The organism is Comamonas koreensis (assembly GCF_021026195.1).
GTDB lineage: Bacteria > Pseudomonadota > Gammaproteobacteria > Burkholderiales > Burkholderiaceae_C > Comamonas > Comamonas koreensis.
In genome coordinates, this window is sequence record NZ_JAJNCT010000034.1 from 90,012 (window position 1) to 114,510 (window position 24,499).

Annotated in this window: 20 protein-coding genes; 10 read left to right on the plus strand and 10 right to left on the minus strand. The window is 63.5% G+C overall.

Translation table 11 applies throughout. The features are described from left to right. Positions 1-22 precede the first annotated feature (22 nt). The 4 genes from sbcD (at position 23) to LPW39_RS22190 (ending at position 7,442) form a co-directional block, all read left to right on the plus strand. Positions 23-1,261 (plus strand): exonuclease subunit SbcD, encoded by a 1,239-nt coding sequence (sbcD, locus tag LPW39_RS22175; protein WP_230780642.1) that lies wholly within the window; start codon positions 23-25, stop codon positions 1,259-1,261. Beyond that, complete coding sequence (locus tag LPW39_RS22180; protein WP_230780645.1) at positions 1,258-4,698, plus strand: SbcC/MukB-like Walker B domain-containing protein; 3,441 nt, start codon at positions 1,258-1,260, stop codon at positions 4,696-4,698. The genes sbcD and LPW39_RS22180 overlap by 4 nt, the downstream gene beginning before the upstream one ends. A gap of 130 nt (positions 4,699-4,828) precedes the next feature. Then, a complete protein-coding gene (locus LPW39_RS22185) occupies positions 4,829-6,607 on the plus strand; it encodes an NAD(P)/FAD-dependent oxidoreductase (protein ID WP_230780650.1) in 1,779 nt (592 codons plus the stop codon). Between the two features lie 250 nt (positions 6,608-6,857). Then, positions 6,858-7,442, plus strand: a complete 585-nt coding sequence (locus tag LPW39_RS22190; protein ID WP_230780652.1) for a hypothetical protein — start codon at positions 6,858-6,860, stop codon at positions 7,440-7,442. A gap of 50 nt (positions 7,443-7,492) precedes the next feature. On the opposite strand, the gene LPW39_RS22195 is transcribed toward LPW39_RS22190, so the two are convergent. From LPW39_RS22195 to pyrC, 4 genes are all read right to left on the minus strand, one after another. After that, complete coding sequence (locus LPW39_RS22195) at positions 7,493-7,852, minus strand: hypothetical protein (protein ID WP_230780655.1); 360 nt, start codon at positions 7,850-7,852, stop codon at positions 7,493-7,495. A 354-nt stretch (positions 7,853-8,206) separates the two neighbouring features. Next, entirely contained in the window at positions 8,207-9,085 is an 879-nt protein-coding gene (gene htpX / locus LPW39_RS22200) for a protease HtpX (protein ID WP_230780658.1), read from the minus strand. A 100-nt stretch (positions 9,086-9,185) separates the two neighbouring features. After that, positions 9,186-9,974, minus strand: a complete 789-nt coding sequence (locus LPW39_RS22205) for a DUF3025 domain-containing protein (RefSeq protein ID WP_230780660.1) — start codon at positions 9,972-9,974, stop codon at positions 9,186-9,188. A 20-nt stretch (positions 9,975-9,994) separates the two neighbouring features. Next, complete coding sequence (pyrC, locus tag LPW39_RS22210; protein WP_230780663.1) at positions 9,995-11,038, minus strand: dihydroorotase; 1,044 nt, start codon at positions 11,036-11,038, stop codon at positions 9,995-9,997. 152 nt (positions 11,039-11,190) lie between these two features. Between pyrC and LPW39_RS22215 the strand changes: the two genes are divergently transcribed. After that, positions 11,191-12,096 carry an amino acid ABC transporter substrate-binding protein gene (locus LPW39_RS22215; RefSeq protein WP_230780666.1) on the plus strand — a complete coding sequence of 302 codons (906 nt, stop codon included), beginning with the start codon at positions 11,191-11,193 and terminating at the stop codon, positions 12,094-12,096. 179 nt (positions 12,097-12,275) lie between these two features. Here LPW39_RS22215 and LPW39_RS22220 read toward each other — a convergent pair whose 3' ends face one another. From LPW39_RS22220 to LPW39_RS22240, 5 genes are all read right to left on the minus strand, one after another. Beyond that, positions 12,276-13,013, minus strand: a complete 738-nt coding sequence (locus tag LPW39_RS22220; RefSeq protein ID WP_230780669.1) for an amino acid ABC transporter ATP-binding protein — start codon at positions 13,011-13,013, stop codon at positions 12,276-12,278. 24 nt (positions 13,014-13,037) lie between these two features. Then, positions 13,038-13,709 carry an amino acid ABC transporter permease gene (locus tag LPW39_RS22225; protein ID WP_182344908.1) on the minus strand — a complete coding sequence of 224 codons (672 nt, stop codon included), beginning with the start codon at positions 13,707-13,709 and terminating at the stop codon, positions 13,038-13,040. A gap of 1 nt (position 13,710) precedes the next feature. Continuing rightward, positions 13,711-14,466: an amino acid ABC transporter permease gene (locus LPW39_RS22230; RefSeq protein WP_230780671.1), complete on the minus strand. Its 756-nt coding sequence runs from the start codon at positions 14,464-14,466 to the stop codon at positions 13,711-13,713. Between the two features lie 124 nt (positions 14,467-14,590). Beyond that, positions 14,591-15,490: an amino acid ABC transporter substrate-binding protein gene (locus LPW39_RS22235; RefSeq protein ID WP_230780944.1), complete on the minus strand. Its 900-nt coding sequence runs from the start codon at positions 15,488-15,490 to the stop codon at positions 14,591-14,593. Between the two features lie 294 nt (positions 15,491-15,784). Further along, positions 15,785-16,723 carry a LysR substrate-binding domain-containing protein gene (locus tag LPW39_RS22240; RefSeq protein ID WP_230780688.1) on the minus strand — a complete coding sequence of 313 codons (939 nt, stop codon included), beginning with the start codon at positions 16,721-16,723 and terminating at the stop codon, positions 15,785-15,787. A gap of 280 nt (positions 16,724-17,003) precedes the next feature. Here LPW39_RS22240 and LPW39_RS22245 point away from each other — a divergent pair, with 280 nt between their 5' ends. The 3 genes from LPW39_RS22245 (at position 17,004) to LPW39_RS22255 (ending at position 20,010) form a co-directional block, all read left to right on the plus strand. Then, positions 17,004-17,588, plus strand: coding sequence for a TRAP transporter small permease (locus LPW39_RS22245; RefSeq protein WP_230780690.1), 585 nt, complete (start codon positions 17,004-17,006; stop codon positions 17,586-17,588). Continuing rightward, positions 17,585-18,883: a TRAP transporter large permease gene (locus LPW39_RS22250; protein ID WP_230780693.1), complete on the plus strand. Its 1,299-nt coding sequence runs from the start codon at positions 17,585-17,587 to the stop codon at positions 18,881-18,883. Before LPW39_RS22245 ends, LPW39_RS22250 begins: the two co-directional genes overlap by 4 nt. Before the next feature lie 89 nt (positions 18,884-18,972). Next, positions 18,973-20,010, plus strand: coding sequence for a DctP family TRAP transporter solute-binding subunit (locus LPW39_RS22255; RefSeq protein ID WP_230780695.1), 1,038 nt, complete (start codon positions 18,973-18,975; stop codon positions 20,008-20,010). Positions 20,011-20,113: 103 nt separating this feature from the next. Here the strand turns inward: LPW39_RS22255 and LPW39_RS22260 are convergent, their stop codons facing one another. Then, positions 20,114-21,094, minus strand: coding sequence for a Bug family tripartite tricarboxylate transporter substrate binding protein (locus tag LPW39_RS22260; RefSeq protein ID WP_230780697.1), 981 nt, complete (start codon positions 21,092-21,094; stop codon positions 20,114-20,116). A gap of 603 nt (positions 21,095-21,697) precedes the next feature. On the opposite strand from LPW39_RS22260, the gene LPW39_RS22265 reads away from it, so the two are divergent. Both LPW39_RS22265 and LPW39_RS22270 read left to right on the plus strand, forming a co-directional pair. Then, complete coding sequence (locus tag LPW39_RS22265) at positions 21,698-21,997, plus strand: hypothetical protein (RefSeq protein ID WP_230780699.1); 300 nt, start codon at positions 21,698-21,700, stop codon at positions 21,995-21,997. A 245-nt stretch (positions 21,998-22,242) separates the two neighbouring features. Next, positions 22,243-24,483, plus strand: a complete 2,241-nt coding sequence (locus LPW39_RS22270) for a protein-disulfide reductase DsbD family protein (protein ID WP_407928899.1) — start codon at positions 22,243-22,245, stop codon at positions 24,481-24,483. Positions 24,484-24,499 lie beyond the last annotated feature (16 nt).

Consider the following 24,499-nt stretch of genomic DNA (forward strand, 5'->3'; position numbering starts at 1 on the left):
CTCTCCACCCCTCCCCCCGACCATGCGCATCATTCACACCTCGGACTGGCACCTGGGCCAGCATTTCATGGGCCAAAGCCGCCAGGCAGAGCACAGTGCGCTGATCGACTGGCTGCTGGAACAGGTGGCGGCGCAAGCCGCCGATGCGGTGCTGATCGCTGGCGATATTTTTGACACCGGCGCGCCACCCAGCTACGCCCGCGCGCTCTACAACCGCCTGGTCGCGCGCCTGCACCAGGCCGGTGTCGCGCTGCTGGTGCTGGGCGGCAACCATGACTCGGTCGCGGTGCTGGAAGAAAGCCAGGGACTGCTCCAAGCGCTGGGCACCCAGGTGATTGCCGCCACCGGCGCTGCCGAGCAGCATGTGCGCATCCTGCCGCTGCGCGATGGCAGCCCTGGCTGCATTGTCTGCGCGCTGCCCTTTATCCGTCCCCGCGATGTGCTGCAAAGCCAGGCCGAGCAAAGCGCGCAGGACAAGCAGCTGGCCTTGCAGCAGGCGATACAGGCCACCTACCAGCAGGTGTATGCGGCGGCACTGCAGCAGCAGGCGGCGCTGCAGGCCAGCCTGGGGCGGCAGCTGCCCATCATCGCCACCGGCCACCTCACCGCCGTCGGCGCCAGCAGCAGCGAATCGGTGCGCGAGATCTATGTCGGCGCGCTGGAGGCCTTTCCGACCCAGGCCTTTCCGCCGGTGGATTACATCGCGCTGGGCCATATCCACCAGCCGCAGACAGTGGGCGGGCTGGCGCACATCCGCTACAGCGGCTCGCCGATCGCGCTGGGTTTTGACGAGGCACGCCAGACCAAACAGATGCTGCTGGTTGAACTGGGAGCGCCGGGCTTGCAGGCGGTGACCGCCCTGCCCGTGCCGGTGTTCCAGCCCATGGCGGCGCTGCGCAGCAACCTGGCGGACTTGCCCGCCGCGCTGCAGCAGGCCAGCGCGCTGGCCCAGGCCGACAAAAAGGTGTGGCTGGACATCACGATCGAAGAAGATGACTACCTGGCCGACCTGCCGCTGCGCGTGCAGGCGCTCGCCGACGGCTTGCCGCTGCAGCTGCTGCGGGTCAAACGGCAGCGCGGGCGGGCGGCTGCGCAGTGGAGCGGACCGGCCGCCGAGGCGCTGGATGCGCTGACCCCTGCACAGGTGTTTGAGCGCCGACTGGCGCTGGAAACCATGGACGCCGAGCTGCAGCAGGCACTGACCGCGCGCTACCAGAGCGTGCTGCAGTCGCTGGCCAACCCCAGCGGGGAGCCGCTATGAAGATACGCAGCCTGCGCCTCAAGAACCTGAACTCGCTCAAAGGCGAGTGGCGCATCGACTTCACTGCCGCGCCCTTTGCCGACAACAGCCTGTTTGCGATCACCGGCCCGACGGGTGCGGGCAAATCGACCTTGCTCGATGCGATTTGCCTGGCGCTCTACCACCAGACGCCCCGGCTGGCGACCATCAGCGCCGGCAGCAATGACCTGATGACGCGCCACACGGCCGACTGCCTGGCCGAGGTGGAGTTCGAGGTCAAGGGCACTGTCTACCGCGCCTTCTGGAGCCAGCGCCGCGCCCGCGACAAGGCCAGCGGCGCGCTGCAAGGGCCCAAGGTGGAACTGGCGCGCGTGGCCGATGGCGAAATTCTGAGCACCCACAGCAGCGACAAGCTGCGCCAGATGGCCGAGATCACCGGGCTGGACTTTCAGCGCTTTACCAAATCGATGCTGCTGGCCCAGGGCGGGTTTGCGGCGTTTTTGCAAGCCAATGCCAATGAGCGCGCCGAGCTGCTCGAAGAGCTGACCGGCACCGACATCTACAGCCAGATATCGCAAACCGTGTTTGAGCGCGCCCGCGATGCCCGCCAGGCGCTGGAGCGCGACAAGGCCCAGGCAGGCGGCATGCAGCTGCTGCCCGAGGCCGAGCGCGATCAGTTGCGAGCCGAAGCCCAGCAACTGCAAGACAGCCTGGCCAGCTTGCAGACGCGCCATGCCGCGCTGCAAAGCCTGCAGCGCTGGCAACAGCAAACCACCCAAGCCGCGCAGGCGCAGCAGCTGGCTCAGGAGCGCCTGCAGCAGGCCCAGCAAGCGCTGCAGGCGGCCGCCCCCGATCTGCAGCGCCTGCAGGCCCATGCCCCGGCACAAGCGATTGCCCCGCTGCATGCGGCCTGGCAGCAGGCACAAGCAGCCAGCGCAGCGGGCCAGGCCCAGCAGGCCCAGTTGCAGAGCCGCCTGGTCGACGCACAGCACCAACAGTGGCAGCTGCAGCAGCATGCCAGCACCTTGGCGCAGCAGGCCCAGCAGCAGGCCGAGCAGGCGCTGCAGCAGCTGCAAACCCAGCAGACGGATCTGCAGCACTGGCTGCAGCAGCACCCCGCCCATGCCGCGCTCGGCGACCGGCTGAGTGGCTGGCGCGAGCAGCTGGCGCAGCGCCAGCTGCAGCAGCGGCAGTTGGGGCAAGATCGGGCCGCGTTGCAGTTGGCCCAGCAACAGGGCCAGTCGCTGCAGCAGCAGCTGGCGGCACAGGCCAACAAATTGCAGCAAGCCCAAGCCGCGCAGCAGCAGGCCGCTGCAGCAGCGCAGGAAGCACAGACCGCCCAACACCAGCGCCTGGCGCCGCATGGCGGCAGCCTGGGCCAGTTGCGCAGCCAGTGGCAAACGGCCCAGCAGCACCAGCAAGCCTGGCAGCAGCTGCTGCAGCATGCCCAGCAGCGCCCAACGCTGGCGCGGGATGCAGAGCAGTTGCGCGATGCGCTGCAGGCCGGTGCTACGCCCTTGCTGCAACAGCAACAGGCTTTGGCGGCCTTGCGCAGCCAGTACAAGGCCCAGAAAGAACAGGTGGGCGACAAGCAAAAACTGCTGGCCCAGGAACAACGCATCCAAAGCCTGGAAGCCCACCGCCAGGCCCTGCAGCCTGGAGAGGCCTGCCCACTCTGCGGGGCCCATGAGCACCCCGCCATCGCAACCTATGCGGCGCTCGATGTGACCGCCACCGAAGCCGCACTGCAGGCGGCCCAGGCCGAGCTGGAAGCGCTGCAGCAGCAGGGCGAGCAGCTGAGCGCCGTGCATGCAGCGGCCCAGAACCAGCAGACCAGCCTGCAAGCCCAGCGCACAGCGGCCGAACAGCGGCTGGACGCTTGGCAACAGCAATGGCTGGCGCTGAGCGCGCGCATGGCCCAGCCCATCGCCGAATCTGCCTGGCAACAGCCGCACACCCTGGCCGAGGCCCGGCAAGCCAGCGCCGCGCAAGCGGCCCAGTTGCAACAGGACCTGACCGCTGCCGAAGCCGCCGAGCAGGCGCTGCAAAGCGCCAAAGACAGCGCCCATGCAGCCGCCCAGAGCCTGCAAGAGGCGCAGCATGCGCAAGCGCGCCTGCAGCAGAGCCAGCAAGACAACCACAGCCAGCAGCAACGCCTGGCCCAGGCGCTACAGGAGGTGCAAGCGCTGGCCGACACGGCCGAGACCGCCTTGCAAGCCAGCCTGGCCCCGCTGGGCCTGGCGGTGCCGCCCGCCAACGGCGACGATGCCTGGTTGCAGGCCCGCCAGCAGGAATGGCAGCAATGGCAACAGCACAGCACGCAGCTGCAAAGCATTACCCATCAGTTGGGGTTGCAGCAGCTCCAGGCCAGCCAGTGCGCGCAAGAGGTCCAGCAATGGCAGCAGCGTCTGGCGCATGCCACCGCGCCCGCGCTGGCTGGCACCACGCCCCTGGCACTGCCCGCCACGCTGGCAGATTGCACAGCGCTGCTGGAACAGACCCGCCAAACACTGGCCAGCCTGGAAGGCCAGGCCCAGCAAGCGGGCCAGCAACTGGCCGAGCGGCAGTTGGCCGAGACGCAGGCCCAGGCCGCCTGGAACCAGGGCTTGCAGGCCAGCCCCTTTGCCGATGCACAGGCTTTTGCACAAGCACTGCTGCCCGCAGGCGAGCTGGAGCGGCTTAGCCAGCAGCGCGATGCCTTGCAGCTGGCGCTGCAGCGCGCTGGTACGGTGGCCGAGGAGGCAGCGCAACAGCACCAGCAGTTGCAGGCCCAGGCCTTGACCGAGGAGGCACCCGAGGCGCTGGATGAACAGATACAGGCACTGGAGAATGAGCGCAACCAGACGGCAGAACGCATGGGCGCCCAGCGCGCGCGCCTGGCCGATGACGACCAGCGCCGCAGCGGCCAGCAGGCCTTGCTGGCGCAGATTGCAGCGCAGGAGCGCGACAGCGAGCTGTGGCAGCGGCTCGATGGCCTGATCGGCTCGGCCAAGGGCGACAAGTTCCGCAAGTTTGCCCAGGGCCTCACCCTGGACCATTTGCTGGCCTTGGCCAACGGCCATCTGGCGCGGCTGCATGGCCGCTACCTACTGCAGCGCAAGAGCAGCGGCGAGCTGGAGCTCGATATCGTTGACAGCTGGCAAGGCGATGTGGCGCGGGACACGCGTACCTTGTCGGGGGGCGAGGCCTTTTTGGTCAGCCTGGCACTGGCGCTGGCCTTGTCCGACCTGGTCAGCAGCAAGACCTCGATCGATTCGCTGTTCCTGGACGAAGGCTTTGGCACCCTGGACGGCGACACCCTGGAGATCGCGCTGACCGCGCTGGACACGCTGAACGCCAGCGGCAAGATGATCGGCATCATCAGCCATGTGGAAGCGCTCAAGGAGCGTATCCCGGCGCAGATCCGGGTGGAGAAAGGGGCGGGGATCGGATACTCCCGCTTAGAGCTGCAAAGCTGACGCCGCCAACACGGCTTATAAGACGTGCCAACGCGTTTACCTTATTGCGCCATGTGGATGCGCCCCGGCCGGCCGCCCTGCTGCGGCCATATCAGCTACCATCCATGCCCTTGCTTGATAGGTACAAGCCATGATCCGGATTGCAGAACTCAAACTCCCCCTCTCGGCGGTGCCCTACCACCCCGACAACCACACCGAATACGCGCCCCAGGAGGCGCTCAGCCAGCTGGCAGCCCAGCGCCTGGGCCTGCAGCCGGCGGCCATTGCCCAGCTGCAGGTGCACAAGCGCAGCTTTGATGCGCGCAAGTCCGAGCTGCTGGCGGTCTACATCGTCGATGTGACCTTGGCAGATCCTGCGCAGGAAGCGGCCTTGCTGCAGCATTTTGCGGCAGACTCGCATGTGAACCCGACGCCCGACATGGCCTGGCACCCGGTGGGCCAGGCGCCGGCGGACATGCAGGATCGCCCGGTGGTGGTGGGCTTTGGGCCCTGCGGCATTTTTGCAGCGCTGGTGCTGGCGCAGATGGGCTTCAAGCCCATCGTGCTGGAGCGCGGCAAGACGGTGCGCCAGCGCACCAAGGACACCTGGGGGCTGTGGCGCAAGCGCCGGTTGACGCCGGAATCGAATGTGCAGTTTGGTGAAGGCGGCGCAGGCACCTTCTCGGACGGCAAGCTCTACAGCCAGATCAAGGACCCGCGCCACCTGGGCCGCAAGGTGATGCAGGAGTTCGTCACCTACGGCGCGCCGCCGGAGATCCTGTTCACCGCCCACCCGCACATCGGCACCTTCAAGCTGGTCAAGGTGGTCGAGGGCATCCGCGAGGAGATCGTGCGCCTGGGCGGTGAGATCCGCTTTGAGCAAAAGGTTACCGATGTACTGGTCGAAGGCGATGCGCGCCAGCTGGTGGGCCTGCAGGTGCTGGACCAGGCCAGTGGCGAAAGCTACACGCTGCCCACCCGGCATGCAGTGATGGCACTGGGCCACAGCTCGCGCGACACCTTTGCGATGTTCTACGAGCGCGGCGTGGCCATGGAGGCCAAGCCCTTCTCGGTGGGCTTTCGCATCGAACACCCGCAAAGCGTCATTGACCGCGCACGCTGGGGCAAGGATGCCGGCCACCCGCTGCTGGGCGCGGCCGACTACAAGCTGGTGCACCATGCGAAGAATGGCCGCGCCGTCTACAGCTTTTGCATGTGCCCGGGCGGCACCGTGGTGGCCGCCACCAGCGAGCCCGAGCGCGTGGTGACCAATGGCATGAGCCAGTACTCCCGCGCCGAGCGCAATGCCAATGCCGGCATGGTCTGCGCGATCAACCCCGAAGACTATCCGCAGGATGCCGAGAGCTTTGCCTGGGCCTTTGGTGGCAAGACCTATGGCGTGGAGGCGCAGGCGCCCGGCGCCTTCCATCCGCTGTCGGGCATTGTGCTGCAGCGCCAGCTGGAGTCCAAAGCCTATCTGCTGGGCGGCCAGAACTACAGCGCGCCCGGCCAGCTGGTGGGCGATTTTGTCGTCGGCACGCCATCGACCGCCTTTGGCAACGTGGAGCCCTCGTACAAGCCGGGCATTGCGCTGGGCGACCTGCACCAGGCCCTGCCCTCCTATGCGATCGAGGCCATGCGCGAGGCCCTGCCTGCCTTTGGCAAGAAGATCCGCGGCTATGACATGCGCGATGCCATCCTGACCGGCGTGGAGACCCGCACCTCGTCGCCCGTCAAGATTGGCCGGGGCGCTGATTTCCAGAGCGACAACACGCGCGGCCTGTACCCTGCTGGTGAAGGCGCCAGCTATGCGGGCGGCATTCTGTCGGCGGGTGTCGATGGCATCAAGGTGGGTGAGGCGGTCGCCTGCGCCATTCTGGGGCTGGCGGTGCCTTCGTCGGGCTCGCGCGGCTCGGGCGGTGCTTTGTAAGGTGCGTGGCGGCGGTTCCGCCTGCAGCCCCTGAAAGCCGGCTGGAGGAGACCGGAGCGCGGGCCCATGCCCGCGCAGCAAGCAGCAGCCAGTCCCCCCAGCGCTGCAACAATTTACGGCATGTACCGCTTAACAGCCGCTTAAGAAACGGCTTCTTACAACTTTGAGGCCCAGACGCCACAAACGAATCCCGACCTTCAGCGCGTCCACCTAGAATTTTGGATTGTCCTGCTGTTGCTGAAGGTTGCCCATGTCTGCGATTCCCTCTACCTTCTGGTCCCGCCGGAACGCTTCTGGCCTGGGTGCGGCCAGCTGGTGTTCTGCCCTGCTCTGCGCACTGTCCAGCTCTGCCTGGTCAGCCAGCGTCGATGACCCGGATGGCAGCGACAGCTCCGCGCTGTCGGGCTGGACCTTGGGTTACGCCCCCTACACCTACCACTACTCCAACGCCAAGAAGGAGCGTGACTTCGAGCCCGATGACGAGCGGCACAAATATGTATGGTTGCTCAACGCCGAGAAAAAGCTCGATGACCACCAGGTGGCCGGCTTTGCCTATTTCAGCAATTCCTTTGGCCAGCCCAGCCAGTACGCGTATTACGGCTGGCAGTTCCAGCCGCTGTCCAGCACGCCACAGCTGTTTCTCAAGCTCACCGGCGGCGTGATCCATGGCTACAAATACCCGTACCACCGCAAGATTCCGCTCAACAACCGCAACGGCTGGGGCATTACCGCCATCCCTGCCATCGGCTGGAACTACAACCAGCACTGGGGCGGCCAGCTCAATGTGCTGGGCAAGTCCGCGCTGATGTTTCAGCTGAACTACACGATGCGCTGACCCGCGCTGCAGACCGTGCCCTGGTCAGGGGCCTGGCCCGCCGTGCCACTTCAGCGGCGCTCCCAATGCCCGCCACGGGCCTGCCAGCCATGGGGGCCGCGCACCCATTCACGGGGCACCCAACGGTCACCATGGTGCGGAGGTGCCGCCCAGCGGCCTTCCCGCCAGACATAACGGCCTCCACTCCAATCCCAGAAGCCGCCAATCCAGACCTGGGTCGCCATCGGTGCCACCGCTACGGGTGCTGGCTCGTAGCGCAGAGGCGGCGGCGCTTCCGCCGATACGACCACCGCCGCAGGATTGCCATAGGCATAGGGCTCGGCGGGTGCGACAACGCAGCCGGTCACCAGGAAGGTGACCGCCAGGGCCCCGGCCCCCAAAGCGGCCGAACGCCCAGGGATGCTCTGCAAAACCCTCGCCAAGCGGGATGGACGCGGATCGGGATGAGACGCAAGGCGTCTTTTGCAGTCAATAGCCGCAGCTATTGACAGGGAAGACAACGCAGCGGATCGCCCGGGATCGCGTTCGGACGCCGGCAGGGAGTTTTGCAGAGGGTCCCTTGAGGTGGAAGTGTGCGACATGGTGCATCTCCAGTCATTGCAAGAACTCCATTGAAGGCGCGCCCTCTTAACGCCCGGTGAGCGGCGCGTAAATCGGCGGTAAAAGCCGGGGTGGCCCTGCCGACACCACACCGATCCACTGGCCTGGCGCCCACAAAAAAGCACTGCCGAGGCAGTGCTTTTTGAGTGGCGACAAGCAGAAGCTTATTGCACCTGGTTGTTTTGCAGTGCAGCCACACGCTCTTCAATCGGCGGGTGCGAGCTGAACAGCTTGCCCAGGCCGCCGGTGATGCCCATGGCCTGCATGCTTTGCGGCAGGGTGCCAGGCTGCATGCCACCCAAGCGGTGCAAGGCATTGATCATCGGCTGCTTGCGGCCCATCAGGCGGGCGGCACCGGCATCGGCACGGAATTCGCGCTGGCGCGAGAACCAGGCCACGATGATGGCAGCCAGGAAGCCGAAGACGATATCGAGCACGATAGTGGTGATCATGTAGCCAATGCCGGGGCCCGAGCTTTGCTCGTCATTGCGGCGCAGGAACGAATCGACCGCATAGCCGATGACGCGCGAGAGAAACACCACAAAGGTGTTCATCACGCCCTGGATCAGCGCCATCGTGACCATATCGCCATTGGCCACGTGGGCCACCTCGTGGCCGATGACGGCCTCGACCTCTTCACGGGTCATGCCTTGCAGCAGCCCGGTGGAGACCGCCACCAGCGCTGAGTTCTTGAACGCGCCGGTTGCAAATGCATTGGCCTCACCCTGGTAGATGCCCACCTCAGGCATCTTGATGCCGGCCTGGTCCGAGAAGCGGCGCACGGTCTCGACAATCCAGGCCTCGTCAGCGCTTTGGGGCTGGTTGATGATCTTGACACCCATGCTCATCTTGGCAATGGGCTTGCTCATCAGCAAGGAGATGATGGCGCCGCCAAAACCCATGATGAAGGCGAAGCCGAGCAGGGCCCCGAGGTTCAGGCCATTGGCAGTCAGGTAGCGGTTGACACCGAGCAGGCTGGCGACAATGCCGAGCACCACAACGACGGCGATGTTGGTCGCCAGAAAAAGGAACATTCGTTTCATGGGGTTGATTCTCCAAGGAGGGGAACACAGTGCTCGATAGCTGGGGGCATTGTCTTGCTAATTCAAGACCTTACCTCCAGTTTATGGCGACGGCGGGTGCTTATGATATTTGTGGCCGTCGGGCCGAGCGAAATACGTCTGGGTCATCGTAGAAGGAAACCTGCTGGTTCTCCTGCCACCATCCCGGAACGCCCAGCACCGGCAACGGAGTAAAGGGCTTGCCAGCCAGGTGCGCAGCGTCCAGAGAGTCGGCGATGACCTCGTCGATATTGTCCACGATCGGCCAGGGCTGCGGGGGGCAAAAAACATGCGCGGTGATTGGTTTTCTGGGGGTGATGAGCTTTTCCAGCAGCGCATGGCCGATGACGATGAGCTGCGCCTGCTGCCACAGCGGCCGCAGCTCGACAAAGAGCCGCTGCCATTGGCGCTGCAGCAGCGCCTGCCACAGTGGCTGGGGTGCCAGCAGCACGGCACCGTTTTCATCGAACAGGGTCAGCGCATCGCGCAAGGGGCCCCGGCTGGCCCCGACGACGCCAGCTTGCGCAATGGCCTGGGCCTGCAAGGCGTTGAGCCGCGCCTTGGTGCGCGCAAAGCGCTGCCAGACCAAGCCGTTGAGCCCGTCGTGCATATGTTCGCGGGTGGGCACGCAGCCGCTGCGGGCGATAAAGCTTTCATAGGCCTCGCCCTCTGGCAGGGCCGACTGCGGCACAAAGCGGCGGCCGCAGTCGCCCAGGCGGTTGAGCAGATCAGGCATGGCCAGACCTTGCCGATCCAGCGCGCGGACCTGCAAACCCAGCGCCCGGTAGGGCTGCAGCCAGGGCGCCTGCCAGTCCAGCGCCGACCAGCCAGGCTCGGGCGGAAGGTCTGCAGTGGCCCTGCGGTTATTCACGCATCAAATGACAAAAATGCTCAGTCAGCCAGCTTCCAGGGCAGCGCTTCGCCCGAGCGCAGCGGCTTCAAGTCTGCCTGGCCAAAGGGATAGGACTCGGGCGGGGTCCAGGATTCACGCACCAGCGTGATGCGGTCAGTGTTGCGCGGCAGGTTGTAGAAGTCCGCACCATGTAGGCTGGCAAAGCCTTCGAGCTTGTCCAGCGCGCCAACCTTGTCGAAGGCCTCGGCATACATCTCGATGGCGGCATGGGCGCTGTAGCAACCGGCGCAGCCGGTAGCGTGCTCCTTGAGCTGGGCGGCATGCGGGGCGCTGTCGGTGCCCAGGAAGAACTTGGGGTTGCCGCTGGTGGCGGCCTGCACCAGCGCCAGGCGGTGCTCCTCGCGCTTGAGCACGGGCAGGCAGTAGTAATGCGGGCGGATACCACCGGTAAAGATGGCGTTGCGATTGAACAGCAGATGCTGGGGCGTGATGGTGGCGCCAACAAAGCGGTCGCTCTCGGTCACATACTGGGCCGCTTCGCGCGTGGTGATGTGCTCGAACACGATCTTCAGCTCGGGGAAGTCGCGGCGCAGCGGCACCATATGCTGGTCGATGAAGGCCGCCTCGCGGTCGAACAGGTCCACCTCGCTGCCGGTCACCTCACCGTGCACCAGCAGCAGCAGGCCTTCGCGCTGCATCGCCTCCAGCGTGGGGTAGATCTTGCGGATATCGGTCACCCCATGGTCGCTGTTGGTGGTAGCACCGGCGGGGTAGAGCTTGCACGCCACGACACCGGCGGCCTTGGCACGCACGATCTCCTCCGGGGCAAGCCTGTCCGTCAGGTACAGGGTCATCAGCGGCTCAAACGTCAAACCCTGGGGGATGGCCGCCACGATGCGCGCCTTGTAGGCCAGCGCCAGCTCGGCGGTCGTAACCGGGGGTTTGAGGTTGGGCATGACGATGGCACGGGCAAATTGCCGCGCGGCATGGGCCACCGTGGTGGCCAGGGCTGCGTCATCGCGCAGATGGATGTGCCAGTCGTCGGGTCGGATGATGCTGATGGAGGAGGGTGCGGTGCTCATCCCTCCATTGTCGCACTGGTCATGCGGGCGTCATCGCTGTGTCCGAGTATCGATAAAAGTAACCCAATGTTAAGGGTAGGTTCTCATAGAGTACACAGTCTCTATGCGTATCATAGATAGCTGTAGGAATTCTTAATCAAGGACTGTGCAACATGTGGCTAAACCATATTTTTCGCGGCGCTGTGCTGCTATGCATTGCCAGCAGCAGCCTGGCTCAGACCCCTTTGCCCGACAGCTGGGACAAGATCAAGGAGTCGCAGCGCATCACCGTAGGCTACCGCCCGGACGGACTGCCTTTTGCCTACGAGATGGGAGAGACCAAGAAGCCGGTCGGCTACGCCATCGACATCTGCCAGGCGCTGATTGCCAAGCTCCAGCAGAGCATGGGCCTGGCCAAGCTCGATATCCAGTACCGTGCCATCAACGGCCAGACCCGCTTTACCGATCTGGCCAGCGGCGCCATTGATGTCGATTGCAGCAATACCACCAACACCAAGGACCGGCGCGAGAGCAAGCATGTGTCCTTCAGCCTGCCCTACTACATTGCTGGCGTGCGCATGCTGGTCAAGTCCGACAGTGGCATCAACGATGTGGATGACCTCTCGGGCAAGCGGGTGGTCACCACCAAGGGCACCACCTCGCTGCAGGTGCTGGAGCGCCGTGTGGCCGTCAACGGCCTCAAGATCCAGCACACCGAATGCCTCACCCATGATGCCTGCTTCAAGGCCTTGCAAGCGGGCACCGCCGACGTCTGGCTGATGGACGACATCCTGCTGGCCGCCCACCGCGCGCAGTCGGAGAAGCCCGAGCAGGTCAAGCTGATCGGCAAGCTGATGTCGATCGAGCCGCTGTCGCTGATGATGCGCGACACCGATGTGCGCATGAAGAAGGTCTTCGACGCCGAGATGCGCGTGCTGTCGCAGAACTTCGAGATCACGCGCCTGTACAAGAAGTGGTTCGAATCGCCGCTGCCGGGCAAGAACTTTGCGCTGAACGTGCCGATGTCCTACCTGCTCACCGACATGCTGCGCTTCCCCAGCGACAAGTTCGACAACTGATGCCTCCGGGGCCGCGTTCTGCGGCCCCAGCTTCGTCACACCGCGCTAACCCGCAGCGCGCGTCATGCAGCCTCAGCGCACCGCTCCTCGACGGTGGCCCGCCCTCTCCCCCTACAAACCATCCACCCATAAAAAATGGCCGCATAAGCGGCCATGGTCGTGTGCGAGATAGGCTGCAATCAGTGTTGCAGGATCTTGCCCAGGAAGTCCTTGGTACGGGGCTGGCGCGCGTCGGGGTTGCCGAAGAAGTCTTCCTTGGAGCAGTCCTCCAGGATCTTTCCGCCCACGTCCATGAAGATCACGCGGCTGGCCACCTTCTTGGCAAAGCCCATTTCGTGCGTCACGCACATCATCGTCATGCCTTCGTTGGCTAGGCCGATCATCACGTCCAGCACTTCGCCGACCATTTCAGGGTCGAGTGCCGAGGTAGGCTCGTCGAACAGCATCACGCTCGGGTCCATCGACAGTGCACGGGCGATGGCCACGCGCTGCTGCTGACCACCGGACAGCTGACCAGGGAACTTGTCCTTGTGCGCCATCAGGCCCACACGGTCGAGCATCTTCAGGCCACGGGCCTTGGCATCGTCAGCGCTGCGTCCCAGCACCTTGATCTGGGCGATGGTCAGGTTCTCGGTCACCGACAGGTGAGGGAACAGCTCGAAATGCTGGAACACCATGCCCACGGTACTGCGCAGCTTGGGCAGATCGGTCTTGGGATCGTGGATGGGCGTGCCATTGACCCAGATCTCACCCTTCTGGATGGGCTCCAGCGCATTGATCGTCTTGATCAAGGTCGACTTGCCCGAACCCGAAGGGCCGCAAACCACCACCACCTCGCCCTTGGCAATGCTGGTGGAGCAGTCGTTGAGCACCTGGAAGCTGCCATACCACTTGGAGACATTCTTCATTTCAATCATTTGGATATCCTTTGTATTGCAGCATCAACGGATGATGGCGATCTTCTTGTGCAAACGCTTGACGAACCACGACAGCGTAAAGCAGATGATGAAGTAAAGCACGGCGGCAGCCAGATAGGCCTCGACCGGACGGCCGAAATTCTTGCCCGCCACTTCAAAGCCCTTGAGCATGTCGTAGGCGCCAATGGCATAGACCAGCGAGGTGTCCTGGAACAGGATGATGGTCTGCGTCAGCAAGACCGGCAGCATGTTGCGGAAGGCCTGGGGCAGCACCACCAGACGCATGTTCTGGCCATAGGTCATGCCCACGGCCTGACCGGCATACACCTGGCCACGCGGAATGGACTGGATACCGGCGCGCATGATCTCGGAGAAGTACGCGGCCTCGAACGCCACGAAAGTGATGACCGCTGACATCTCCGCCCCGATGGGCTTGCCGATCAGCAAAGGCACCAGCAGGAAGAACCACAGAATCACCATCACCAGCGGCACCGAACGCATGCCGTTGACATAGATCGTGGCAGGCACCACCAGGATCTTCTTGCCCGACAGGCGCATCAGTGCCAGCAAGGTGCCAAAGAAGATACCACCCAGGGTGGCCACGATGGTCAGCATCACGCTGAACATCAGACCCTTGATGATGAAGTTCTGGATCAGGTCCCAGTTGTAGAACGAAAAATCAAGATTCAAATTCATCTCAGTGACCTCCGGAGCCGCCAGCGGCAATGAAGCCCGGGATACGGCTCTTCTTTTCAATGAAGGCCATGATGCGGTTGATCACGAATGCCGAGATCATGTACAGCGCGGTCACCGCCAGGTAGACCTCGATGCCGCGAGAGGTTTCCTCTTGCGCCTGCATCGCGAACAAGGTCAGCTCGGCCACCGACACGGCAAAGGCCACGGACGAGTTCTTGAAGATGTTCATCGACTCGCTGGTGAGCGGCGGAATGATGATGCGGTACGCCATCGGCAGCAGCACATAGCGGTAGTACTGGAAGGTCGTGAAACCCAGAGCCATACCGGCATAACGCTGGCCACGGGGCAGCGCCAGGATACCGGCACGCAGCTGCTCGGCAATACGCGCCGAGGTGAAAAAGCCCAGCGCCAGCACCACCAGCAGGAACCCAGGCACTTGCTTGAGTGCGGGGAAGATGGCGGGCACGACGTGGTACCACAGGAAAATTTGCACCAGCAGTGGGATGTTGCGGAACAACTCCACCCAGGCATTGCCCAGGCGCACCGTCCAGGGCCGGTCAGGCAGGGTACGCAGGGTACCGATGATGGAGCCGACGATCAGCGCGATCACCAGCGCACACAAGGAAACGGAGATAGTCCATCCCCACGCAGACAACAACCAGTCCAGATACGTGACATCGCCGTTTTTACCGAAACAGCCCTGCACGACCTGGCGCTCAATCGTGTCTTCACAAAATACTTGCCAATCCCAATTCATAGGACTACCTCTTTTTTTGTCTTTGTAGCAATGTTTGGTGCCTGGTCGCAACTGACAGAAACCAGTACCAACAAAAACGCCCCCCCAAACCCCAGGCTGGAAGGGCGGTACCTAAATGGTGTGCTTACTTGACTTCGTAGGCTTCCATGGGCTTGTCGTTCGGGTTGGCCCAAGCATCCTTGGTTGCAGCCGACAGCGGCAGGCCCACCTTCACGTTGTTAGGAGGGATAGGTTGCATGAACCACTTGTCGTACAGCTTCTCGAGCGAGCCATCCTTGATCTGGCGCACGATGGAGTCGTCCACAGCCTTCTTGAAGGCGGTGTCGTCCTTGCGCAGCATGCAGGCGATCGGCTCGACCGACAGCACTTCGCCGACGACCTTGTAGTCAGCAGGTGCTTTGGACTTGGAGATGTTGGCGGCCAGGATGGAGCCGTCCATGATGAAGGCGTCGGCGCGGCCAGACTCCAGCATCAGGAAGCTGTCGGCGTGGTCCTTGCCCATGACTTCCTTGAAGGTCAGGCCATCAGCGCGCTTGTTCTTGCGCAGGGTCTGCACCGACGTGGTACCGGTCGTGGTCACGATGGTCTTGCCGTTCAGGTCCTTGATACCGGTGATGCCGGAGTTGGCCTTCACAGCGATACGCACTTCTTCCACATAGGTGGTGAAGGCGAAAGAAGCATCCTTTTGGCGCGACTGGTTGTTGGTGGTGGAGCCGCATTCCAGATCCACGGTACCGTTTTGCACCAGGGGCACGCGGTTTTGCGAGGTCACGGGCTGGTACTTGATGTCCAGCTTGGCCAGACCCAGTTGCTTTTGCAGGTCGCCCACGATGTGCTCAGCCATCTCGGTGTGGAAGCCAACATACTTGCCGTTACCCAGCGTGTAGCCCAGGCCCGAAGACTCGCGCACACCCAAGGTGATGCTGCCAGACGACTTGATCTTGGCCAGCGTATCGCCCGCTTGCGCAAAAGCGCTACCTGCAGCAACCGCTGCGACTGCAAAAGCCAGCAAATGTTTCTTCATCATCAGACCTCCAGATAAATCAATAAAGTTGACAACTATTGGCCTCGGAAGACGCCAAAGCGACAACTGACACGCAACGTATTGTGCAGTCCGTCCAGATAATGCCAGCAGACTGAGCGCTGCAACTATCCGGAAAAATCGCAATGAACTGATAACAATTCATAGCCTTTTTCGAACAAATCGCGTACATCTAACCAACTGCAACACGAGCAATCCGCAAGCATTGCACAGAAAATTTAAGTCGCATATTAGAAATTACCCTGCAAATCCAAAATATCTATATTCTTATAGATGTCATGAATTTCCAGCAGTGTTGCGGGATACGAGGTAGTCCCACAGGGCCTGCGCACCGGTCTTGACCGCATCACTGGACTGGGGCTTTTCGCGGTAGGCGCGCACATCCATCGCCACTTCCCACTGGGCCGAGCTGGGGTAGTCGGCACGCACCAACTTCTTGGCCTTGAGCTCCTTCTTGGCCGCACTTTGCGGCAGGAAGGCCAGACCATGTCCTTCCATCGCCATGGCCTTGAGGCCTTCGGCCATGTCGGTCTCGTAGACGCGGTCCAGGTAGGCAGGTTCGGGCGCCTGCTTGAGGGCCAGGTCGGTCACCCGGCTCAGATAGGCCCCGGGCGCATAGCCCAGAAAGGGCAAAGGCACTTCGGCCGCGCCAGGCAGCAGGAACAGCGGCAGGCCATCGAGCCCCGGCTTGCAATACGGCGCCATCACCTCGCGCCCCAGGCTCACCATTTCATAACGCTGCGGGTCCAGCTGGATGGGCTGGGATTCATGGTGGTAGGCAATCAGCAGATCACAGCCGCCTTCGACCAGGCGCATCACCGCATCGTGCACGTTGAGGGCGATCAAGCGGCTCTTGAACAGGCCGAAGTCATTGCGCAGGCCCGACACCCAGGTCGGGAAAAAGGTGAAGGCCAGGGTGTGGGGCACGGCAAAGTCGATGATGTCCTTGCCCGAGGACGAATGCACCCGCAGCATCGCACGCGTGCTCTGCACCGCCTGCAGGATCTCGATGGCCTGGTTGTACAGCGTCTTGCCCGCTGGCGTCAGCCGCGTCGGGTAGGAGCTGCGGTCCACCAGATCGGCCCCTGCCCAGGACTCCAGCGCCTGAATCCGCCGAGAGAATGCCGGCTGGGTGACATGGCGCAACTGCGCCGACCGGCTGAAACTGCGCGTTTCCGCCAGACTCACAAAATCTTCAAGCCACTTGGTTTCCATCCGCGCATTATCCACACGCCCATCACCGTTGGGGACAAGTTGCTCGCCGAGATCTGCTGCCTGCACCGGCAACACAGGCGACTGAGAGGGCCCATCCCCGGGAAAAGGATGGCTTGCAAGCCCCCTGATCAAGGCCATAATCGGGCCCCACTGGCCCACCTGCCAGGCGCGGCGCTGCCGCAGATACCGATCTATCCGATACCGATGGTCCGCCCACAAGGCGGTTTGTGTTTTCCGCATTCACCCTTGGCTTAGCCAAGCCCTCTCGCGACCGGTTGTTATGGCATCACCCTCCCCTCATGCTTCGGGCGGCAGCAGCGCTGACCCTTCCTCTTCCCTCCCCAGCGAGCCCGCCCCAGCCAAAGGGCTGTGGCTGGAAGACTGGCTCACGGTCGTGATCATGGCGCTGCTGGCGCTCATCACCTTTGCCAATGTCATCGTGCGCTATTTCACCGATGGCTCGTTTGCCTGGACCGAAGAGATCTCGGTGTTCCTGATGATTCTGCTGGCCATGGTGGCCGGCTCGGCAGCCGTCGCGCGCAACCTGCACATCCGCATCGAATACTTTGCCGAACGCGGCGACGCGCGCCGGCGCAAGGCCTTTGCCCGCTTTGGCGCGTTGACGGTGGCCCTGCTGTTTGCGCTGATCTGCGTGCTCAGCATCCGCGTCGTGTACGACGACTACCGCTATGAGGAAACCTCACCCGGCATTGGCGTGCCGCAGTGGTGGTACTCCATCTGGCTGCCGGTGTTCTCCGCGCTGATCACCTTGCGCGCGCTGGGCCTGTTCCTGCGCCAGGGCCGGGCCAGCTTTGCGCATGTGTACTCCGAAGGCAGCGATGCTGCAGCCAAGGAGCACGCATGATTGCCACCCTGCTCTTTATCGGCTTTATTGCGCTGATGCTGCTGGGCGTGCCCATTGGCGCCGCGCTGGGCCTGGCGGGCGCCGTGGCCATTGCACTGGCCAATGCCGATGCGCAATGGTTTGGCCTGCTGGCCATTCCGCAGAACTTCTATGCCGGCCTGGGCAAATACCCGCTGCTGGCCATTCCGATGTTCGTGCTGGTGGGCTCGATCTTTGACCGCTCCGGCGTAGCGCTGCGGCTGGTCAACTTTGCCGTGGCCATCGTCGGGCGCGGCCCGGGCATGCTGCCGCTGGTGGCCATTGCCGTGGCCATGTTCCTGGGCGGCATCTCGGGCTCCGGCCCCGCCAATGCGGCGGCAGTGGGCGGCGTGATGATTGCGGCGATGCGCCGTGCCGGCTATCCGGGCAGCTTCTCGGCCAGCGTGGTCGGGGCCGCTGCGGCCACCGATATCCTGATCCCACCGTCGGTGGCCTTCATCATCTACTCGGTGCTGGTGCCCGGGGCCTCGGTGCCGGCGCTGTTTGCGGCCGGCATGGTCCCCGGCATTCTGGCGGGCCTGGCGCTGATCATCCCGGCGGTCTGGATGTCGCGCAAACACAAGATGGGCGCGCTGGAAGCCAGCCTGCCCCGCCCCGCGTTCTGGAAGAGCCTGCGCGAAGCGGCCTGGGGCCTGGCCGCGCCGGTGCTGATCCTGGGCGGCATGCGCATGGGCTGGTTCACACCGACTGAGGCAGCCGTGGTCGCCGTGTTCTACGGTCTGTTCGTCGGCATGGTCGTGCACCGCACCATCGGTGTGCGCGACCTGTTCCCGATCCTGCGCGAGGCCGGTGAGCTGTCGGCCGTGATCCTGATCGTTGTGTCGCTCGCTGGCATCTTCGCATTCTCGCTGTCCACCCTGGGCGTGATCGACCCGATCACCAACGCGATCGTCAACTCGGGCCTGGGCGAATGGGGTGTGATGGCGCTGCTGATCCTGATGCTGATCACCGTGGGCATGTTCCTCGACGGCATCTCCATCTTCCTGATCTTTGTGCCGCTGCTGATGCCCATCATGCAGCACTACCACTGGGACCCCGTCTGGTTTGGCGTGATCCTGACCCTGAAGGTGGCGCTGGGCCAGTTCACGCCGCCGCTGGCAGTGAACCTGATGGTCAGCTGCCGCATTGCAGGCGTGCGCATGGAATCGACCGTGCGCTGGGTCGGCTGGATGCTGTTTGCGATGTTCTGCGTGATGGTGCTGGTCATCGCCTTCCCGCAACTGGCCCTGTGGCTGCCCGCCAAGCTGGGCTACTGATCGGAGCCCGGGCTGGGTACAGGCGCCAACGCCGCTACCCAGCCCCTGGATTTGCACAATTTCCCCTTGAACCACCCGGAGACAAAACCATGAAAACCCGTCAATTCCTCGCCACCGCCTTGGCCGCCGCTGCGGCGCTGAGCTTTGCCGCGCCCGCCGTGCAGGCCCAGGGCAACTACAAAAGCGAGTACCGCATGTCGCTGGTGCTGGGCACGGCCTTCCCCTGGGGCAAGGGCGGCGAGATCTGGGCCAACAAGGTGCGCGAGCGCACGCAGGGCCGCATCAACATCAAGCTCTACCCCGGCGTGTCGCTGGTGCAGGGCGACCAGACGCGAGAATTCTCGGCACTGCGCCAGGGCGTGATTGACATGGCAGTCGGCTCCACCCTGAACTGGTCGCCGCAGATCAAGGAGCTGAACCTGTTTGCGCTGCCCTTCCTGATGCCCGACTATGCCGCAGCCGATGCGCTGACCCAGGGCGAGCCTGGCAAGCGCCTGTTTGCCCGCCTGGAGAAAGCCGGCGTGGTGCCACTGGCCTGGGGTGAGAACGGCTACCGCGAGATCTCCAACTCCAAGCATGCGATCAAGACCCCTGCCGACATGAAGGGCCTCAAGATCCGCGTGGTCGGCTCGCCGCTGTTTGTCGACACCTTCAGCGCGCTGGGCGCCAACCCCACGCAGATGAGCTGGGCCGATGCCCAGCCGGCGATGGCCAGCGGCGCGGTGGACGGCCAGGAGAACCCGGTTGCCGTCTACCAGGCTGCCAAGCTCAACACCGTGGGCCAGAAGTACCTGACCCTCTGGGGCTACATCAATGACCCGCTGATCTTTGTCGTCAACAAGGACATCTGGGCCAGCTGGAGCAAGGCCGACCAGGACATCGTGCGCCAGGCCGCCATCGAAGCCGGCCAGGAAGAAATCGCCATTGCGCGCAAAGGCATGATCGAAGCGGACAAGCCGCTCGTCAAAGAACTGAGCGCCAATGGCGTCACCGTGACCGAGCTGAGCGCAGCCGAGCGCGAGGCCTTTGTGAAGGCCACCCGCCCGGTGTATGACAAGTGGAAGCAGCAAGTGGGCGCCGACCTGGTGACCGCCGCCGAGAAGGCGATTGCTGCACGCAAGCAGTAAGCGCTGCAGGCCTCAACGACAAAGCCACCGGTTGATGCCGGTGGCTTTTTTAATGGCCGCTGCTGCAGGCCCCGCCTGCGTGCAGCGCAGCAGGCCGCAGCCCTTATTCGATCTTGAAACCCGTCGCCTTGACCACCTGCTTCCAGCGGTCGGTCTCGGCCTGGATCTCCTGCGCAAAGCTCTCGGGCGTGGTCTTCACGGGGATGTAGTCGTACTGTTTGAGTTTGGCCAGCACATCGGGCATCTGCATGACCTTGTCGATGTTCTGCGACAGGGCGGCCACGATTTCCTTGGGCGTGCCCTTGGGCGCAAGCAGGCCGGCCCAGGAGCTGAACTCCATGTCCTTGACACCCAGCTCGACCAGGGTCGGCACATCGGGGAAGGAGGCCGCACGCTGGGGCAACACCACGGCCAGCGCCTTGACCTTGCCGGCCTTGATCATCTCCACGGCGGCAAAGGAGTCAAACGAGAAATCCACCTCGCCGGACACGACGGCCTGCATCTGCGGGCTGGTGCCCTTGTACTGCGCATTGATGATCTGCGGCGCCTTGATCACATGCTTGAACTGCTCGGTGATCAGGTTGATGATGGCACTGCCTGACGACGCCGTCAGCGGCTTGTCCTTGTTCTGCGCCAGCGCGATCAGCTCCTGCAGCGAGTTGGCTGGCAGGTCCTTGCGGGCAATGATGATGAAGCCCACCGAGCAGACCTTGGCCACCGGCGCAAAGCTGGCAGCCGCCTCATAAGGCGCCTTGTAGATCACCGGGCTCAAGGTCTGCGCACCGGCGGTGTTGAACAGCAGGGTGTAGCCATCGGCCTGGGCGCGGGCTACTTCGCCGGTGCCGATCATGCCGTTGGCGCCGCCCCGGTTGTCGATGACAAAGCTGGCCTTCATCAGCTCGCCCATCTTCTGCATCACCAGCCGGGCCACCACATCAGTGGTGCCGCCTGCGGCAAAGGGCACGATCACGCGCACCGGCTTGTTGGGGTAGGCCGTTTGCGCCTGCGCCCATTGCGGCACGCTGGCGGCGCCCGCAGCGGCTGCGAGGGTGGTGAGGAAATGGCGGCGCTGGGTCATGTCCATGCAATGTCTCCTGTCTCTGTACGATTGTTGTCAGCCCATTGTGGGCAGCGCTGCGAGTGCTGTCTAATACTTGCCAGCAATGCCACCATTCGCAGCCGCTATCGCCGGATGGTTGCACAGGGTGGGCCCGCTGCAGACCGGGGGCAGCGGCCGTCTGTCTCACAGGTGTCTTGGTGCAAGGTCTCTCACGAAGGCTGTGGAGTCAGGCACTGGGCTGACGTTGCCAGCACTGCGGCAGTATCTGGGTGCTGCATACGCCGCTGATCGCAAGCTGATGCAGCGAGGGACCAAGGACTATCCATTCGATAGCTTTTCTCTTATTAATGACTAATAAACATAGCCAATTTTTACCCATAGTAAATACCCTAATTTAGGGTAATTACCAGGGTTAGCTGTCACATATTTGTAAAAGTTCCAAGCTAATTCAGCCAAATTTCGGAACAATCCGTTTGATTTTTGGCTATTTATCAGAGATAGATACCAATATAAACTTCATTCCATCGTTAAACAAAAGCTACACCGCAAACCACAACGGCTTGCAGACGTAGCAAAAAACGATGCGAGTCGACCAACAGGCCGGACGCAATACCAAAGGAAAGAAAAATGAACGCACGTATTCTCGCTATCGCCGCAACCCTGGCTCTGGGTGCTTCCGTTGCCCAAGCCAACCCTTTTGAAGGCGACCAAGCCATCACCCCTCAAGCCGCTGCTACCAGCGCCGTGAACCGCGCTGATGTGCAAGCCCAGCTGGCTGAAGCCCGCAAGACCAACACGATGATTGCCCAAGGCAACCAGTCGACCGTCAACGCCTACGAACTGGGCAAGGGCCAGCTGAGCCGCGCTGAAGTGACCCAGGCTGCCCGCCAGGCACTGGCCAACGGTTCGATCCTGGAAGGCGAATAAGCTTTCCCCGCCTGCCGGCAACCACGAAGCCGGCATGCTATCCAGGGACGGCGCATACACTCCCCGTCCCATGGGAACAGGCCACTGCCGCGCAGTGGCCTTTTTTGCGTCTCTGTGCCTACCAGGGCACCAGTAATGGCTATAGGCTGGGGGCTACCAGCGCAAAGGCGGCGCAAGCTCTATGATGCGGGAACCTCTCCATGTATCTGTCCTCTCACCCGCCAGACAAACAGGTACCACGTGATATGCCCCATGCTTCCCTGCGTCGCTCGATAGGAGCGCTTTTTTTTACACTGCTTGTGCTGGTTTTGAGCGGCACGGCGCTGCATGCCCAGGCGCAGATCAAGCTCCAGATCGGCAGCGGCGCCAGCGCCCCTGCGATGGACACGGCCTCCAGCGCTGCAACTGGCAGCGTCGTGACCACCCCACGGGTGCGGGCCGAGCTGGTGGCACTGGCGCCCCAAGGCATTGAGCCCGGCAAAAGCATTGAACTGGGCCTGCTGCTGGACCACCAGCCCGACTGGCATACCTATTGGACCAACCCCGGCGACTCCGGCCTGCCGACCCAGCTGCAGTGGCAGCTGCCACCCGGCTGGGATGCTGGCGAGATCGCCTGGCCCACGCCCCACCCAATCCGCGTTGGCAGCCTGGTGAACTATGGCTACGAAGGCCAGGTGCTGCTGCCCGTCACGGTGCAGATCCCCAGCGATTTCTCGGCCGATGCCCGCGATGTGACGGTGCGCCTGCATGCCAACTGGCTGATCTGCCGCGTTGAATGCATTCCGGAAGAAGGCCAGTTCAGCCTGACCATTCCCACCAAGAGCAGCACCGCGCTGCTGGCCGACAGCTTTGCAAAAGCCCATGCCCAGGCGCCCGTCGCGCTGCAAGGCAGCAGCCAGGCCAGCGTCGATGGCGATACGCTGAAGCTGCGCGTCTCCGGCCTGCCCGCTGCCCTGCAGGGCCAAAGCCTGCAGGTGCTCAGCGAGAGCCCCGACACCTTGCACCATGCGATGCAGGACGGCCAGGACTTTACCCAGCAATGGGAGGGCACGGACTGGACGGCTGTGGTGCCGTTGTCGGCCAACCGGGGCCAGACGCCGGAGGACATTGCGCTGGTGCTGACTACTGACAAGCACATGGTCGTAGATGGCGCCGTCGGCTGGCGCACCGTGGCGCCTGTCAGTGGCCAATGGAAGGCCGCCGCCATCGCGCAGGTATCGCCCGAGCTGGCGGCAGCACTGGCAAAAAATGCGCAGGCTTCTGCTCCGGTTCAACCCGCGTCCTCAGGCAGCCTCTGGCTGGCACTGCTGGGTGCGCTTGTCGGCGGCCTGATCCTGAACCTGATGCCCTGCGTGTTCCCGATTCTGGCACTCAAGGTGCTGGGCTTTACCACCCATGGCAGCCAGTTGCGCGAGCAGCGCCAGGCCGGCCTGGCCTACACGGCGGGCGTGGTGCTGTCCTTCCTGGCGCTGGGCGCACTGCTGCTGGCACTGCGCTCTGCGGGCCAGCAGCTGGGCTGGGGCTTCCAGCTGCAATCGCCGCTGGTGATTGCGGCGCTGGCAGCGCTGTTTACCGTCATTGGCCTCAACCTGGCGGGCATGTTTGAGTTTGGCAGTTTTGTGCCCAGCAGCCTGGCAGGCAAGCAGGCCAAGAGCCCCATCACCAATGCCTTCCTGAGCGGTGTGCTGGCCGTTGCCATTGCTTCGCCTTGCACGGCACCGTTCATGGGTGCATCGATGGGCCTGGCCGTCAGCATGCCGGCTGCCGAGGCCTTGCTGGTGTTTGCCGCGCTGGGCCTGGGCATGGCGGCGCCCTATCTGCTGGCCAGCTGGATCCCTGCTGTGGTGCGCTGGCTGCCACGCCCTGGCGCCTGGATGGACACCTTCCGCCGCGCGATGGCCTTCCCGATGTTCGCCACCGTGGTGTGGCTGGTCTGGGTGCTGGGCCAGCAAAGCGGCATCGATGGCGCGGCCACCCTGCTGGCCTTGCTGGTGCTGCTGGCGGCCCTGGTCTGGGCACTGGGCCTGCAAGGCCGCGCACGCTGGGGCTTTGCCGTGTTGTCGCTGGCCGGCGGCCTTTACCTGGCCACTGCCATGGGCCACTACCTGACCACGCCCGCCCCTGCGCCCGGCCAGCAAGCCAGCGGCGCGCTATGGCAGCCCTGGTCGGCACAAAAGGTCAGCGAGATCAATGCCACAGGCAAGCCGGTGTTTGTGGATTTCACGGCCGCCTGGTGCGTCACCTGCCAGTACAACAAGCGCACCACCTTGAGCGACAGCCAGGTGCTGGCCGCCTTTGAGAACAAGCAGGTGAACCTGCTGCGCGCCGACTGGACCCGCCAGGACCCTGCAATCACCCAGGCACTGAACCAGCTGGGCCGCAGTGGCGTGCCGGTCTATGTGCTGTATGCACCGGGCAAGGCGCCGCAGATCCTGTCCGAGGTGCTGAGTGTCAAGGAAGTGGTGGATGCGGTGGCGCAGCTCTAGGCAGCTGTTCACAGCA